The organism is Posidoniimonas corsicana (assembly GCF_007859765.1).
Classification (GTDB): domain Bacteria; phylum Planctomycetota; class Planctomycetia; order Pirellulales; family Lacipirellulaceae; genus Posidoniimonas; species Posidoniimonas corsicana.
Genome location: NZ_SIHJ01000006.1, coordinates 40,122 through 55,340, shown reverse-complemented (window position 1 = coordinate 55,340; position 15,219 = coordinate 40,122). Strand labels below are relative to the sequence as shown.

Sequence of the window (15,219 nt, the reverse complement as noted above, 5' to 3'; positions counted from 1 at the left end):
CTGGTTCCTCCATCAGTGTGGCGTCGGTTTGGGATCGATCGCGATGGCCCACCCGGCGTTAGGGGGCCGCGCTGCCGTCGGCGCCACTGGGGCGGCTACAACGCACCACCACACACCGCGGGCCAAGAACGTCATCTTCCTGTTTATGGCCGGCGGGCCGAGCCAGGTTGAGTTGTTCGACCCGAAGCCAGAGCTCAACAAGTTTGATGGCTCAACCGTCCCCAAACACTTGATCGAGGGGTACCGGGCGGCGTTCATCAACCCCTCCTCGAAGCTGATGAGCCCGCGGTTCAAGTTCAAGCGGTATGGCCAGAGCGGTGTGGAGATGTCAGAGCTCCTCCCCTGCCTGGGGGAGGTGGTTGACGACATTGCGATCGTCAAGTCGATGCACACTGACGCGTTCAACCACGCCCCCGCACAATTGCTGATGAGTACCGGTTCGCAGCAGTTTGGCAAGGCGAGCCTGGGCGCGTGGACGCTGTACGGTCTGGGCAGCGAATCGGAGAACCTGCCCGGCTTTGTGGTGTTCAGCACTGGGAAGAAGGGCCCCAGCGGAGGCGCTGCGAACTGGGGGAGCGGGTTCCTTCCGACCACTCACCAGGGCGTCCCGTTCCGCACCAGCGGTGACCCGGTGCTGTACCTCTCCAACCCTCAGGGAGTCGACCGCCAGCAGCAACGCGACACCGTCGACGCGGTCAATCAGCTAAACGGGATACATCTGGAACGGTCGGGGGATCCCGAGATCGCCACCCGCATCAACAGCTACGAAATGGCGTACCGCATGCAGGCCACGGCGCCTGAGGCGATGGACCTGTCCAGCGAGCCTCAGCACATCCTGGAGATGTACGGCGCCGAGCCCGGCAAACAGTCCTTCGGCGCGACCTGCCTGCTGGCGCGGAGGCTCGTCGAACGCGGCGTTCGGTTCGTCGAGATCTTCCACGAAGCGTGGGATCAGCATGGCAACCTGAAGATCGATCTGGAACTCAACTGCCAGCGGACCGACCGCGCAGCCGCTGCGCTGATCAAAGACCTGAAGCAGCGCGGCCTGCTGGAGGACACGTTGGTGGTTTGGGGCGGTGAGTTCGGTCGCACCCCGATGGTCGAGGGCGCGGGCGCCGATGGCCGCGACCACCATCCTAACGCGTTTACCATGTGGCTCGCTGGCGGCGGCGTCCGCGCCGGGCAAGTCTACGGCGGCACCGACGAACTCGGCTTCAACGCCGTGGAGAACCCGGTGCACGTCCGGGACCTGCACGCCACGATCCTACACACATTGGGCCTGGACCACGAACGCCTTACATTCAAGTCGCAGGGTCTCGACCAGAAGCTAACCGGTGTCGAGCCGGCGCTTGTGATCCACGACCTGCTGGCCTGACGCGCCCAGTCCGGTCGCGACCCTGACGGTTGGGTGGCTAGGGGGGACGCACCGGCTTGGCGTGCCATGGGATTCCACCGCGTCGCAGGACCGGCCGGTTTTTGGGGCTGCGCGTGATTCCTGTGACGTGGATCGAGTATAATCCCAGGGCTGCTGGCGATGCCCAGCGTAGATCTCCTCTTACGTACTCTTCCTGAGGACAGACGGATGCTCAAGAAACCGCCCTTCTGGATCGCGGTGGTCGTCGCGCTGGCGGCAATCGGTTGGTTCCGCATGAATGCCGACGCGGAGGTGAGCCGCGACCCGCCCTCGCGGATCGCGTTTGTCACCGCGGGGGATGGCGAGTACTGGGAGACCGCGGCCGCGGGCGCCCGGCACGCGGCGGATGATCTCGGCGTGCAGCTCGAAGTGCGGATGCTTGAGCAGACCGAGAACGTGCAGGAGCAGAACGAGGTGCTCAGCACGCTCAGCGCCGACAAGTTTGACGGGATCGCCGTCAGCCCGGTCGACGCCGACGGTCAGATCACCGTCATCAACGCCCTGGCGGCAGACCGCCCGGTGGTGACCTTCGACTCCGACTCGCCGCTCTCCTCACGCCACGGGTTCGTGGGGACCAGCAACTTTAGCGCCGGTTTGCGGGCGGGGACGCTCGTAAAGCAGACGCTGCCCGAAGGGGGCAAGATTGCCGTGCTCATGGTAAACACCACCAAGAGCAACATGCAGGACCGACGCGGCGGGTTCAAGACCCGTATTGAGGAGTCGCCGAACCCCGAAGATGAGGTCGTCGACGAGCGTTACGAGGTAGTCGGTTACTTCACCGATGAAGGGGACGACGACAAGTGTCGCGAGAACATCCGCAAAGCGCTCGCCGACCATTCTGACCTTGCCTGTCTGGTGGGCATGAACGCCCGGCACGCGCCGCTTCTGCTGGAGGTGCTCAAGGCCGATGGCAAGCTGGACAAGATCAAGCTGGTCACGTTTGACACGCTGCCCGAGACACTGGCCGGTGTGCGAGAGGGCCATATCGAAGCCACCATCGCTCAAGACCCGTTCAAGTACGGAGACGAGGCCGTGCGAATGCTCGTTTCGCTCTACCGGGGTGAGCAGGAGTACCTGCCGGTGGTCGGCCGGGGGGCAATCCACGTGAGCGTCGAGGCGATCAACAAGGACAACATCGACGAGTACCAGAAACGCGTCGAGGCCCGCGCTAAGCAGACCGGCACGAAGAGCACCGCCAATAGGTCCGACACGAAGGACGAAGCCAAGTCGTGACGAATCGATTGAGGTTCATTGTTTGCGCGCTGGCGGCCATGCTGATCGGCGGCGGGTATGCCCCGGCCCAGAAATCGGAGAAGCCGCCTGTCGACACCCGCCTCCGCGAGCGGGTTAACCTGCGCACCAGCTACTTCCCCTTCGACCCGCCCGAGTCGCTCGATGAGTGGGAGCGGCGGGCGAAGGACGTGCGCCGGCAGATCGCGGTCGCGGCGGGCCAGTGGCCCGAATTGCCTCGACCGACACCGAACGCAACGGTGCACGGTCTGGTTGACCGTGATTCTTACTCGGTCGCACGCGTCTACCTCGAGACGATCCCCGGCCACTACGCCACAGGCAGCCTGTTCCGCCCCAAGGTCAAAGGCCGACGGCCGGCCGTAATCTCTCCCTACGGTCACTGGCCTGGTGGGCGTTTCCAGGACATCGGCGAGGAGGGGGTGGCTCGTCAGATCGCCGAGGGCGCCGAACGCTACGAGGTGGGCGGGCGCCACGCCATCCAAGCCCGGGCGGTGCAGCTCGCGCGGATGGGGTGTGTCGTATTCCTGATCGACTGCATCGGTTACGGCGACAGCCAGCTCTCCGAGGAAAGCGTTCATCGCCCGACCGACGAGACCGTCATCAGCGGGCTCGACGCCTGGGGTTTCTACAGCGTCCAGGCCGAGCTGCGTCTGCAGAACCCGCTTGGCGTGCAGTTGTACGACGCCCGCTGCGCGCTCGACTGGCTCGCAACGCTGCCCTGCGTCGACCCCGATCGGCTCGCCGTGACCGGCGCCAGCGGCGGCGCGACACAGACTATGATGCTCTGCGCGACGGACGACCGGCTTAAGGTCAGCTTCCCCGCTGCGATGGTTTCGACCGCGATGCAGGGCGGCTGTCCCTGTGAGAACGCCTGCTGCCTGCGTCTGGGGACCGGCAATGTCGAGATCGCCGCGTTGTTCGCTCCCAAGCCAATGGGGATCGGGGCCGCCAACGACTGGACCCGTGAGATGCCGACCAAGGGCTTCCCGGAATTGCAGGAGCTGTACGGGCTCTACGGTAAACGGGACCATGTCGGCCTTACCTCGCTCAACCAGTTTGGGCACAACTACAACTACCCCACCCGTGCCGCGATGTACGTCTGGATGAAGGAGTGGCTCGACCTCGATGACGGTGTTGACGTTGTGGAGCGGGACTTCCTGCCGCTGTCCCGCGAGGAGCTGACAGTTTGGGACGGCACGCACCCCAAGCCCGGCAGTGGTCGGGACCATGAGACGGAGCTGTTGCAGGAGTGGACCAGGCTCTCCGAGTCGAACTTGCCGGCCATCACCCCAGGCGACCCGGCTACGCTTAAAACATTCCGGGGAATTGTCGAGCCTGCGTTACGAGTGATGACCGCGATCCCAACTGGCGCGCCGGAGTCCGTGCAGCTAAGACCACGGGCCACGGACCAGCAAGATGCCTCTGGCCGTCCGTTCTACGTCCAGGTGCCGGGGTCCGGGGCGTCGCTGACCGCAACGATGCTATCGCCGGCTAGCGACTCCCAGGGCGTTGTGGTGTACGTCAGTCCGGCAGGCAGGGCAGGCGTCGTAGGCGACGGCGATATACGGCCCAGCGTGCAGCGGATTCTCAATGACGGTTTCGCCGTTCTGGCAGCCGATCTCCTGGAGCAAGGCACACGAGGCGATGGCTCCTTGCCGCTGACCGAGTTGCCTTCGAACGTACCCGACCGTGACGCCGCCGGCCTCACCTACGGCTACAACCGCACGCTGGTGGCGGAGCGTGCCGCGGACCTGCTTGCGCTCATCGACGCGGCGGGCGAGTTGGCGCCGGGCCAGCGTGTTCTGCTGCTCGCAGAGGAAGGGACCGCGCCGTACGCGGCGACCGCAGTTGCCCTGGCCGGTGATCGTCTGAACGCCGCAGCGATTGACACGGGCGGATTCCGGTTTGCGGAGCTCGCCGACTGGCGGGACCTCGACTTTCTCCCCGGCGCCGTGAAGTACGGCGACCTCCCATCCTTCCTGTCGCTCGGGGCGCCCAGACCGCTGTTGGTCGTCGGTGAAGGCCGCGGGAAGTCAGCGCCGATCAGTTCGGCATACGCCGCGGCTGGCGCAGCAGAGTCGCTGTCGATAGTCGAGGACGTCCCATTCCACGCCGCCGCCGCGCAGTTTTTTAAGAACCTCCAGTAGCAAGCCTAGCTATGAGTCTATCTCTTTGCCGATCGCTGTGCGCTCTTGCCGCACTGGCGCTGACCCTCCCCCAGGCCGTCGCCGATCCTCTGTCGGTGGACCGCGTGACCTGCGAGTTCGCCGAGAACCCGCTGGGGATCGATGTTGCGCACCCGCGGCTCACTTGGACCCTCCGCAGCGGCGAACGCAGCCAACGGCAGTCCGCTTACGAGATTCTGGTGGCCAGCAGCCACGATCTGCTGGCGAAAGATGAGGGCGACCTGTGGTCCACGGGCAAGGTAGAGTCAGCCGAGACGGCCCTGATCCCGTACGCCGGCAAGGGACTGGAGTCATCCCAGCCGGTGTTCTGGAAGGTGCGTGTCTGGAACCAGCGAGGCGAGCAGAGTGCGTGGAGCGAACCAGCACGCTGGACGATGGGCCTGCTCGACAAGGACGACTGGAGCGGCGAGTGGATCGTCGCGCCCTGGGAGAGCGAGTCGGTTCTGCTTCGCAAAGAATTCGAGGTCGGGCCTGGCTTGAAGCGGGCGGTCGCGCACATCTGTGGTCTCGGCCACTACGAGCTGACACTCAACGGCGAAAAGTCCGGCGATGCGCTGCTCGCCCCCGGATGGTCCAAGTACAACCGAACCTGCCTGTACGAGACCCATGACGTCACGCCCATGCTCCGCAGCGGCGAGAACGCGATTGGCGTCGCACTGGGCGACGGCATGTACCACACGGAGCGGCGTAACCGGTTCAGCAAGTTCCAGGGCACGTTTGGCCCCAAGCGGCTGATCGCGCAGCTGGAGCTCTACTACGAAGACGGCACGCGGGAGGTCATCGGCACCGATGGCGGCTGGCGGGTCTCTGCCGGGCCAACCACGTACAACGACATCTTCGGCGGTGAGGACTACGATGCGCGGCTTCTCGAGCAGGGTTGGGACTCCCCCGGCTTCAACGATTCGGCGTGGGACCAAGCTGTAATCCTGGTGCGTCCAGGCGGGACGCTGCGTGGGCATACCTTCAGTGCACCGCCGCTCCAAGCGATCGAGTCGATCCGACCGGTAGCCACCAACCGGCTGAGCGATACCCGCGACGTGATCGACTTTGGTCAGAACGCCAGCTACATGCCGCGGATCACGGTAACCGGGCCCCGCGGCAGCACGGTGCGGCTGACACACGCAGAGATCGTCGATGAGGACGGCCAGATCAACCGCGACACGTGTGGCGGCAACCGTGGCCCCGCATACTGGCAGTACACCAAGGCGACCGACGAGCCAGAAGAGTGGTTCCCACGCTTCTTCTACGCGGGCTGCCGGTATATGCAGCTCGACAAGATCCCGTCTACCGAGGGAGGCGACCTGCCCGGGCTTTCGCAGATTGAGGGCGTCGTGGTGCACTCGGTGGCGGCGCCGACCGGCGAGTTCCGCTGTTCGAGCGATCTGCTCAACAAGGTCCGCACCATGGTCCGCTGGGCGCAGCGGTCGAACATGGTGTCTGTGCTCACTGACTGCCCCCACCGTGAGAAGCTCGGCTGGCTCGAGCAGTATCACCTAAACGGCCCGGCCATCCGGTACGAGTTCGACGTGTCGCGCATCCTGATCAAGGGCATGCGTGACATGGCCGATTCGCAGACCGATGAGGGGCTCGTGCCCAACATCGCGCCGGAGTACGTGAAGTTCCCGGGGACGTTTCGCGCGGCCGCGGAGTGGGGCGCCGCGGTGATCCTGGTGCCGTGGCAGCACTACCAGGCGACCGGCGACACCAAGCTGTTCGCCGACTACTACGAGGTGATGGAGCGATACATGCGGTACCTCGACTCTCAGGCCACGGGCTACCTTGTGGACGAGGGGCTTGGGGATTGGTACGACCTCGGCCCTGCCGACCGCCCCGGCCACGCCCAGCTAACCCCGCCGCGTGTGACCGCGACGGCGTTCTATTTCCTCGACGCGCAGCGGATGTCCCAGATCGCCAGCGTGCTGGGCAAAGAGGACGACGCCAGCCGCTACGCAGAGCTTGCCGACGCGATCCGCAACGCGTGGATAGCCGAGTACCGCAACGATGACGGCTCGTACGCGACAGGCTCGCAGTGCTCCAACTCGATCGCGCTGGTCATGGGACTCGCGCAGGAACAGGATCGTGAGGCGGCGCTCGCGTCGTTGGTGGATGATATCAAGAGCCGCGGGATGGCCCTCACCGCCGGCGATGTCGGTTGGCGGTACGAGATCCAGGCGCTCACGCAGAACGACCGGCTTGATGTGCTCTACGAGTTGTTCACCAACCCCGGCAAGCCGGGCTACGCCATGCTGGTCGACAAGGGCGTGACCAGCCTCACCGAGGCGTGGGACGCCAACTCCCGCTCGTCGCACAACCACTTCATGCTGGGTCACATCACGGAGTGGTTCTACAAGGACCTGGTTGGCATTTCCCCGGACCCGCAGGCGCCTGGCTACCGTAACGTGATCATCCGGCCCCGTCCGGTCGACAAGATCGATTGGGCCGAGGCGACCCACGAGTCGATTCGCGGGCCGGTTCGTGTTCGTTGGGAGCGGTTGGGCGATCGGTTTACGCTCGAAGCCAACCTGCCGGCAAACGTCACGGCGACCATCTACTTGCCGATCGGCGAGGTGACCGAGGCCAGCCAGCCCGCCGCCCAGCGTACGGGTGTGCGGTCGGTCAAGGTGCGAGACGGCTACACCATTGTCGAGGTCAACTCGGGTGACTACTCATTCGTGGTGGAGTAGAAGGTTAATCTCGCGGCAACCAGACGGTCATCTCACCGTCGCCGCGGTTCCCCCAGGCGAAGTACGGGACCAGCCGGGAGGAGACGCTCTCGCGGGGGCCGTTCTCCACGGGACGGTAGAGCGTCGACCAGTCGCCCGCGGGGCGTTTGGTGAGCGAGGCTTCGATCACCGTGACGCCGCCCAGCAGGTCGGGTTCGAACCGAGGGGTGAGTGTGGCGTCGGCGGGTAACGCGACCTGATCGACGCGGACTCCAGCGGGCAGGTCGGCCGCCTCCAGGCAGTACACCACCGGCCCCCGCTTCACCGCTAGTTGGTTGCGGGTCTCCTCGACGCGGGGGTTCGACTCGAGGAGCACCGTGGGCATCGGGAGGTTGAGGGTGACCTCGTCGCCGGCGGTCCACGCTCGCTTCAACCGGGCGTAGCTGCCGGGCTTGAGATCCGTGTCGACCGGTGTGCCGTTGACGGAAACCTCTGGATCCTTGCACCATCCTGGAACCCGCAGCCGCAGTTCGATCGGCCGGGCGCCGCACTCCTCGATGGTCAGCTTCACGGCGCCATCCCACGGGTAGTCGGTGCTCTGAGTGAGGCGGAACGCCTCGCCAGCGACGTCGGTGGCGAGCTCGTTGGCGCCGTACAGGTTGACCCACAACGCGGCGTCCGACTTGCTGTAGGCGTAGCCGCTTAGTTCGGCGAGCGTACGCACAACGTTCGGCGGGCAGCAGAACGATACGATGAACGGCTGGCGGGTGCGGCTCCAGCGCAGGTCCTGCGGCTCGGGGTCTAGACGGCGGAGCGGGTTGACGTAGAGGTAGTCGTCGCCGTCCAGGCTAACGCCGGCGAGCACCGCGTTGTGCATCGCCAGCTCAATCCAGTCGGCGTACTTCGCCTCGCCGGTGGCGAGCAGCATCCGCCAGTTCCACAGCACCCCGCCCAGGGCGGCGCAGGTCTCGTTGTGGGCGGTTGAGTTCGGGAGTTGGTAGTTCCGGCCGTACGCCTGGTGGATCCGCGTGATCTCGCGCTGGGAGGACGACCCGTCGGGGGAGGCGCCGTCATACAACGCGCCGCACCCGCCGGTAACATGCAGCTTCTTCTGCACGATGTTGTCCCAGACCGCGTCGAGCGGCGCACGAAGCTTGGAGTCGCCCGTCTCGAGCAGCAGGTCCGCGACGCCCGCGTACAGGTAGTTCGCCCGCACCGCGTGGCCGACCGCCTCGCGCTGCTGGAGAAAAGGCACGCGGTCCTGATTATCATCGCCGCCGTCCTCGATCAGGTTGCGCATGTCGAGGAAGTGCTGGGCAAGGCGCAGGTAGCGTTCATCGCCTGTGGTCCGGTACAGCTCGACCGCGCCCATGTAGTGAGACGGGCAGACCGAGTTGCGTGCCAGCTCCGGCGTGGGGTCGGCGAACGCGTGCTCCAGAAACCCGGCGGCTTGCTTGGCGACATTGAGCAATTCGTTCGATCCGGTGACCCGGTGGTGGATGCAGCCGGTGGTCATCAGGTGCCCCATGTTGTAGACCTCAAAGTCGTGCCGGTCGGACAGCGGCTTCGCGGTGGGGTCGCCGTTCTTGGCGCGGATCAGCACAGGCGTGTGCAGGTAGCCGTCATCACGCTGGGCCGCGGCGATGGCGCGAACGGATCGGTCGACCGCTGCGCGGAGCTGAGGGTCGGGGTCCACCGCCAGCAGGGCGCAGGCAGCCTCCATCCATTTGTAGAAGTCGCCGTCGTTCCAAGGCGCCCCGTGGTAGTCGCCATCGGCCTGCCCGGCGGCAATGAGGAAGTGGCCCAGGAACGGCTTGTAGTCTCCGCTCTCCATTAGCTCCCACATCGACGGGATCGACTGGTCGCGACAGACCTGGTACCGCTGGGCCCAGAACCCCTCGGTCCATCGGGCCTGATCCACGCCGATTGGCTTGAGCACGGCGTGCGAACTCTGAGCCGTGTCGGTTATCGGCAGCATCGGTTCCGCGACAGCGGTGGATGCCAGCAACGCGAACATGGCGGCGCAGCACTTGCTGAGCGGGTTAGGCAGTCGTGACGGCACGCGGGGCGATGGCATTGCTAGAGGTCTCTCGTTGCGCGGCCTTGCCGCGTACGCGGTGTTCAACGCGCGGGCGGCTACTTGCTCGCCAGCGGCTCTAAGCCAGGGCCCAAGGTGACCGACTGGCCGGGCTGAAGCTCAACTCGATGCCGACTCTCCCCGATCGAGACCACCGCGGAGCGGGGCAGGGTCGAGCGGATCACGGCCTGCTGCAGTTCGCCGCCGTCCCACTTAAGGTCGAGCACAAATCCGTCCCGGGCGCACAGGCCGGTCACTTCGCCGTCGGGCCACGCGGATGGCAGGGCGGGCAGGAGTTCGATGTGGCGTAGGCCGTCGTCGGTGGTGCGGTGGGACTGCATAAGCATCTCGCAGATGCCCGACGTGGCGCCAAAGTTCCCGTCAATCTGGAACGGCGGGTGGGCGTCGAACAAGTTGGCGTACACGCCGCCACCCCGGTAGTCGGTCAGCGGCGAGTCGGTCAGGGTAAGCAGGCCTCGGAGCACCTTCTCGGCGCGGTCGCCATCCTGCAGACGGGCCCACAAGTTTATCTTCCATGCGCGGGCCCAGCCGGTCCCGCCATCGCCCCGGAACTCAAGCGAGGTCCGGGCCGCGTTGAACAGCTCTGGCGTATCGGGCGTGATCTCCGCGCCTGGGAACACCGCCCACAGATGTGAAACGTGGCGGTGTTGATTGGTCGGGTTGTCCTTGTCTTCAAGCCACTCCTGAAGCTGCCCGTGCTGGCCAATGCGGTTGGGGGCGATGCGGTCGTGGACCGACCGCCACTCCTCCCGCAAAGACTGGTCGACGTCTAACGCCTCGCTCGCGGCAATCGCGTACTCCAGCAGTGCGCGGATGATCTGGTGGTCCATTGCTGGTCCCATCACTAGTCCGCCCTGCTCGGGCGAGTTGCTGGGGCCGCTGATCAGGAGGCCCGCATCGCTGCGCGGGTCCTCGACCAGAACGCCCACAAAGAACTGCGACGCGCCCTTCAGCAGCGGGTAGGCCGCCTGGCGGAGGAACTCCTCGTCGCCGGAGTAAGCGTAGCGGTTCCACAAGTGCTGGCACAGCCAGGCGCCGCCGGTGGGCCAGATACCGTGATTCGACGCGTTGATCGGTGCGGCGCCGCGCCACAAGTCGAAGTTGTGGTGTACTACCCAGCCGGGCGCGTCGTAGTGCTGGCGGGCGACCTCAGCCCCCGTTTCGGAAAGGTCGTTGAGCGCGTCGAAGAGCGGCTCGGCACACTCGGAAAGGTTGCAGGGGTCCGTCAGCCAGTAGTTCATCTCGGTGTTGATGTTGATAGTGTACTTGCTGTCCCACGGTGGGCTGAGCTGGTCGTTCCACAGCCCCTGCAGGTTGGCTGGCTGCCCTCCGGGGCGGCTGCTGGCAATCATCAGGTACCGGCCGTAGTCAAACAGCAGCTCGGCTAAGGCGGGGTCGGCTTTGCCTTCACTGTTGCGGACCCATTGGTCGGTAGGCTGATCGCTCCGATCGCCCGCAAGGTCGAGGCTCACGCGTCGGTAGAGACTCTGGTGGTCCTTGGTGTGGCGGGCGAGGAGTTGCGAGTAATCCTTGTCGGACGCCGATTGGAGGTCGTCCAGGCTGCGTGCGACCGGGTCCCCCGATAGGTCTTGGTAGTTCTGGTGATTGGTGCGGGCGGTGAGCAGCAGTGTGGCGTGGGTCGCCCCTGAAACCGCCAGCCCATCGGAGTCATCGACGCGCCCATCGGTCTCGGCGACGCGCGCGTGGGCGGCGAAGCGGATTGCGTCCTCGTTATCCTTGCCGACGCGTCCGCTGAGCATCAGCGTGTCGCCGCGTGCGGCGGACGTCTTTGACCGTTTGTGCGGGCTGGTGAGCGCGGCGCGGAAGGCTAACTCTCCGGGCCGGTCGCACTCGAGCCGGACGACGAGCACGCCATCGGGGCAGCTCGCGAATGTTGTGCGGGTGAAGGTCGCATCGCCGACACGATAGCGAGTAACCGCCTGCGCAGTGTCCAGGTTCAGTTCGCGTCGGAAGCCGTCTGCTTTTTCGCCATGGTCAAACGTGATGACGAGGTCGCCGCAGGGTTGGTAGCTCCGCTGGCGGAGCGGGTCTGACATGAACTCGTTCATCGCGAGCTGCTCGGCCGCCTTCTGGTCGCCGGCCAGGAGCAGCTCGCGGATCCTGTCAAGGTGTTCTGACGCCCCCTGATTGGCGTAGCTGTGCGGGCGTCCGGTCCAGACGCTGTCCTCATTGAACTGCCATCGGGCCTCCTGCACGCCGCCAAACACCATCGCGCCCAACCGTCCGTTGCCGACCGGCAACGCCTCGGTCCACTGAACTGCGGGCCGATCGAACCAGATCGCCTGCTCCGACTGCGATGCTCCCGCTTCAGGCAAGAGTGGAAGTCCCGTTAGCAACGCGGTCAGCAGCAGGATGCGGAGGCTCATTCGGTCGGATCTGTCGTGGGGAGGAGTTGATAGGTTAGCGGACCAAGGTCCGGACGATGGGCGACTGTCTGACCGTCGACCATCAAGGTCAGGCCGGCTTGGCGGCCATACCGCTGGCCGTCGCGGTCCCACACGACCGTGACGTCGTGCCCCTGGCACGGCGTTCCGTCGAGGCAAAACCAGTTCCAGGCGTTGGGCGGCACGAGCGGGTGGACCCGTAGCTTACCATCCTCTTGGGGCAGGACGCCAATCAGCCCGCTGATGATTAGGTCGTTGAAGGTGGAGTGGTTGTAGAACCGGCTCCGCATCGCCTTCGGTCCGGTGATCAGCCACTCGCCGGTCACCTCGTCCAGATACTCACCGATGTACGCGGCGCCGTTCTGCTGGTGGCTGTTGGCGTAGCGCAGGAGTTGTTCGAAGTAGTCGTCCCGGGTGACGGTGTCCTGCTCGGCATCGCGGAGCAGTCTCGCCATGCCAGTTAGTGTCTGGCTGGTGGCGAACGGCCACACGGCGCCGTCCCATTCGCACGTGCCCGTGCCGTGGGTGCGGAACTCGGGGTGGCGTCGTTCGGCGGTGGTGAGCCCCGCCGGGGCCCAAAATCCAGCTCGGTCGGTCACCTGCCGCCATGCCGGGGTGTGCTGCGGATGGGCGATCCCAAACACCCAAGGGATGTAGCCAATTGCTTCGCGCGCGTTCGACAATTGACCCGATTCGAGCCTGACCTTGTAGAACTGTGCATCGGGGTCCCACATGGCTTCGACCATCGCTTCCTGCAGTTGGTCCGCCTTGGCGGAGTACACGTCTGCAAGATCGTCGCGACCCGCCCGGCGAGCGACCGCACTGATCGCTCGTGCGTTGGCGACCATGTAGCTGTTGATCGTGGGACGAACGTTCTTGACGCGGCGGCCGCCGCTGATGGACTCTTCCATGCCGTCTTTGACATCGTGCTGCCAGAACAAGCCGTTGAGGAGCTGGCGTTCCGCCTCCCATGCCTGATAGTCGGCGACCAAATCATCGAGCCGCCCGGTAAGCCACGTCCAGTCGCCGGTGACCTTTGCGCGTTCATACAGCGCCGATGCATTCCAGTTGCTGAACTTGTGGTAGTGTGGCGCCATGCCGCCATCGGCGCCCGAACGCAGCCAGAAGCTCATGTACTCGTTCAGCAGCGCCTGGTCGCGTAGCCAGCGCCCTTCGGCGATGTGATGGCCCACAGCGCACGAGACCGTGTTGTACGGGCCCGCGTGGCTCACTGGGGTGATGAACTCGGTCAGCACCCGCCCGTGCGGCGTCTGGACGATGTGCTTGCGGAAGGTCCACCAGCGGAAATAGTAGGTCTCGACCAGGCGCCCGGAGGGGCAGTCGAACCGCGGCGCGTTGGCGGCGATCCATTCGCCGGCGTCGCTGTTGGGCACCAGGTTGCGAACGTCCTCGGCGTCGCAGGCGTTAAACCTTTCGGCCAACGCGTAGGCGGTGTCAGTCGAGAGAACGGCGCTCTCGCGCTCCTTCGCAGCAGCGGCGGACGCTGCCAGGGCGGACGCCGCTAACGCCAACGCTGCGCCGACGCTAGAAGGCCTGCCAGAAAAGGTCGACATAGGTGCGAGGGGATTCGATGGGGTCGGCGCGGGGCGCGGCGGGGTCTTCGCCGTTGAGGAACGCCTCGATGTTGGTGTAGCCGTCATTGTTGGCGTCGGCGGTCGCGTCGGCCGAGTCGTTCGGGTTCAGGCCGTGCTGCTCTTCCCACTCGTCCGGCATGCCGTCGGAGTCGGCGTCGGCGTACGGCTCGCCACGGTACTCGGGGTAGCCGCCCACCTGCTTGATGTCGGTGATGATGCCCTTGCCCTCCGGGTAGGTGACCGTGCCGGAGCGAACCATGTCGATAATCCGCTCGTCGACCGCGTCGCGTCGGGGTAGGGTGGCGCCGGCGCCGGCCAGAACCAGCTCGTACGCTTCCTCGGCGGTCTGGATATCAACGTAGGCGTGCGGGTACGGACGGTCGGAGCGGATCTCGGCGAGCAGCTCTTCTTCGGTGGGGACGCGGACGCCCTTCTTGAGGGGCTCACGGGGCTGCTCAATGTCGGGTTGCACGCCCCCGTCCCAGTTGTTTGCCGTGACTTGCTCGTTGCCCTCCACGACGTTGCCCGCCAGATAGGCCTTGCCGTAGTCCAGCAGGTAATAGGGGCTGCGACGCGCCTCGGGCTTCAGCAGGCGGTGGGCGATGGGCTGGCCCTCGGGCGTGACCGGGCCCGGCTTGTAGTAGTTGTTGATCAGCGTGTAGAAGCTGCGGTGGTCACCGCCGTCCACCGTGCGGTGCCGCCAGTTGTACAGCACATTGTTGATGAAATTGAAGTCGTAGATCATGCCGACGCTGGGGTTGCGGCCGGTGTTGCAAGCCCACAGGTTGTGGTGGAACGTGCTGTTGTAGCCGCCCAGCGTGCTGCCGAACGCGTGGTTGTAGGTGTCCAGCGCCTCGCTGAATATGGAGTTCTGGATGGTGATGTTGACGGTTGGCATCTTGATCTCTTTGCCGCCGTCGGGAGGCTGGTACATGTGTCGGTACATGGAGAGGTTCTCGTCGAGCCCCCAGCTCGCCGATACGTGGTCGAGCATGATGTTGCCGATTGGGTTGCCGCCCAGCGAGTCGTTGCGGTCGCCAACCCAAGTGTCGCCACGGCGGAACCGCATGTGCCGAATCACGACGTCGTGTGTCTCGAGCTCAACGGTGTCGCCCGCGATGCAGACTCCGTCGCCGGGCGCCGATCCGCCGTGGATGGTCAGGTAGGGCGCGCGGACAACCAGTCGGCTCTTCAGGTTAATCACGCCAGCAACGTTGAACACCACCGTACGGGGGCCGCCCGCCTCGAGGGCTGCGCGGAAGCTGCCTGGGCCGTCGTCGTTCAGGTTGGTGACGACGATCACGCGTCCGCCGCGTCCGCCGAAGCTGTACATCCCGCCCCCCTGGGCGCCGGGGAACGCCGGGATCTCCGCCTGCGGAAGGTCTTCGGGCCGGGCGGCGTCCGGGATGTAGGGCTTGCCTTGCTCGGCGGCCGCCTTGATGGCGGGCTGGGCCCGCCGCCAGGCCTCGTCTGATCGGCGGCGCATCTCAGCCATGCGCTGGGCGCTCTCGGCCGCCACTTCGCTGGTGATCTTAGGGTACTGGGCGCTGGAGGTGGCCGCGATTGCCGCAGCCATGGCCACGGCGACGAGTCGTGTGCTAGACATT

The 15,219-nt window shown here is 65.6% G+C and carries 8 protein-coding genes; 4 read left to right on the top strand and 4 right to left on the bottom strand.

The annotated features are described in order from the left end of the window. Positions 1-43 precede the first annotated feature (43 nt). The 4 genes from KOR34_RS25100 (at position 44) to KOR34_RS25085 (ending at position 7,535) form a co-directional block, all read left to right on the top strand. Positions 44-1,375, top strand: coding sequence for a DUF1501 domain-containing protein (locus KOR34_RS25100; protein ID WP_228714762.1), 1,332 nt, complete (start codon positions 44-46; stop codon positions 1,373-1,375). A 207-nt stretch (positions 1,376-1,582) separates the two neighbouring features. Continuing rightward, positions 1,583-2,647, top strand: coding sequence for a substrate-binding domain-containing protein (locus KOR34_RS25095; RefSeq protein ID WP_197531732.1), 1,065 nt, complete (start codon positions 1,583-1,585; stop codon positions 2,645-2,647). Beyond that, positions 2,644-4,812: an alpha/beta hydrolase family protein gene (locus tag KOR34_RS25090; protein ID WP_146568896.1), complete on the top strand. Its 2,169-nt coding sequence runs from the start codon at positions 2,644-2,646 to the stop codon at positions 4,810-4,812. The genes KOR34_RS25095 and KOR34_RS25090 overlap by 4 nt, the downstream gene beginning before the upstream one ends. 11 nt (positions 4,813-4,823) lie before the next feature. Next, the gene (locus KOR34_RS25085; protein WP_146568895.1) at positions 4,824-7,535 is read left to right on the top strand and encodes a family 78 glycoside hydrolase catalytic domain; all 2,712 of its coding nucleotides are present in this window, start codon (positions 4,824-4,826) and stop codon (positions 7,533-7,535) included. 4 nt (positions 7,536-7,539) lie between these two features. Here KOR34_RS25085 and KOR34_RS25080 read toward each other — a convergent pair whose 3' ends face one another. Genes KOR34_RS25080 through KOR34_RS25065 form a run of 4 tightly spaced genes read right to left on the bottom strand, consistent with a single transcriptional unit; the run spans position 7,540 to position 15,218 of the window. Further along, entirely contained in the window at positions 7,540-9,591 is a 2,052-nt protein-coding gene (locus KOR34_RS25080; RefSeq protein WP_146568894.1) for a glycoside hydrolase family 127 protein, read from the bottom strand. Between the two features lie 59 nt (positions 9,592-9,650). Then, on the bottom strand, positions 9,651-11,999 hold the full coding sequence (locus KOR34_RS25075; RefSeq protein ID WP_146568893.1) for a glycoside hydrolase family 95 protein: 2,349 nt from the start codon (positions 11,997-11,999) through the stop codon (positions 9,651-9,653). After that, positions 11,996-13,591: an MGH1-like glycoside hydrolase domain-containing protein gene (locus KOR34_RS25070; protein WP_146568892.1), complete on the bottom strand. Its 1,596-nt coding sequence runs from the start codon at positions 13,589-13,591 to the stop codon at positions 11,996-11,998. The genes KOR34_RS25075 and KOR34_RS25070 overlap by 4 nt, the downstream gene beginning before the upstream one ends. Further along, entirely contained in the window at positions 13,563-15,218 is a 1,656-nt protein-coding gene (locus KOR34_RS25065) for a pectate lyase family protein (protein ID WP_146568891.1), read from the bottom strand. Before KOR34_RS25065 ends, KOR34_RS25070 begins: the two co-directional genes overlap by 29 nt. Between the last annotated feature and the right edge of the window lies 1 nt (position 15,219).

Excerpts from the sequence above, each read along its gene's own strand:
- KOR34_RS25100 (WP_228714762.1), top strand. The coding sequence starts at position 44 with ATGGCCCACCCGGCGTTAGGGGGCCGCGCTGCCGTCGGCGCCACTGGG.
- KOR34_RS25095 (WP_197531732.1), top strand. The coding sequence starts at position 1,583 with ATGCTCAAGAAACCGCCCTTCTGGATCGCGGTGGTCGTCGCGCTGGCG.
- KOR34_RS25085 (WP_146568895.1), top strand. The coding sequence starts at position 4,824 with ATGAGTCTATCTCTTTGCCGATCGCTGTGCGCTCTTGCCGCACTGGCG.
- KOR34_RS25080 (WP_146568894.1), bottom strand. The coding sequence starts at position 9,591 with ATGCCATCGCCCCGCGTGCCGTCACGACTGCCTAACCCGCTCAGCAAG.
- KOR34_RS25075 (WP_146568893.1), bottom strand. The coding sequence starts at position 11,999 with ATGAGCCTCCGCATCCTGCTGCTGACCGCGTTGCTAACGGGACTTCCA.
- KOR34_RS25070 (WP_146568892.1), bottom strand. The coding sequence starts at position 13,591 with ATGTCGACCTTTTCTGGCAGGCCTTCTAGCGTCGGCGCAGCGTTGGCG.
- KOR34_RS25065 (WP_146568891.1), bottom strand. The coding sequence starts at position 15,218 with ATGTCTAGCACACGACTCGTCGCCGTGGCCATGGCTGCGGCAATCGCG.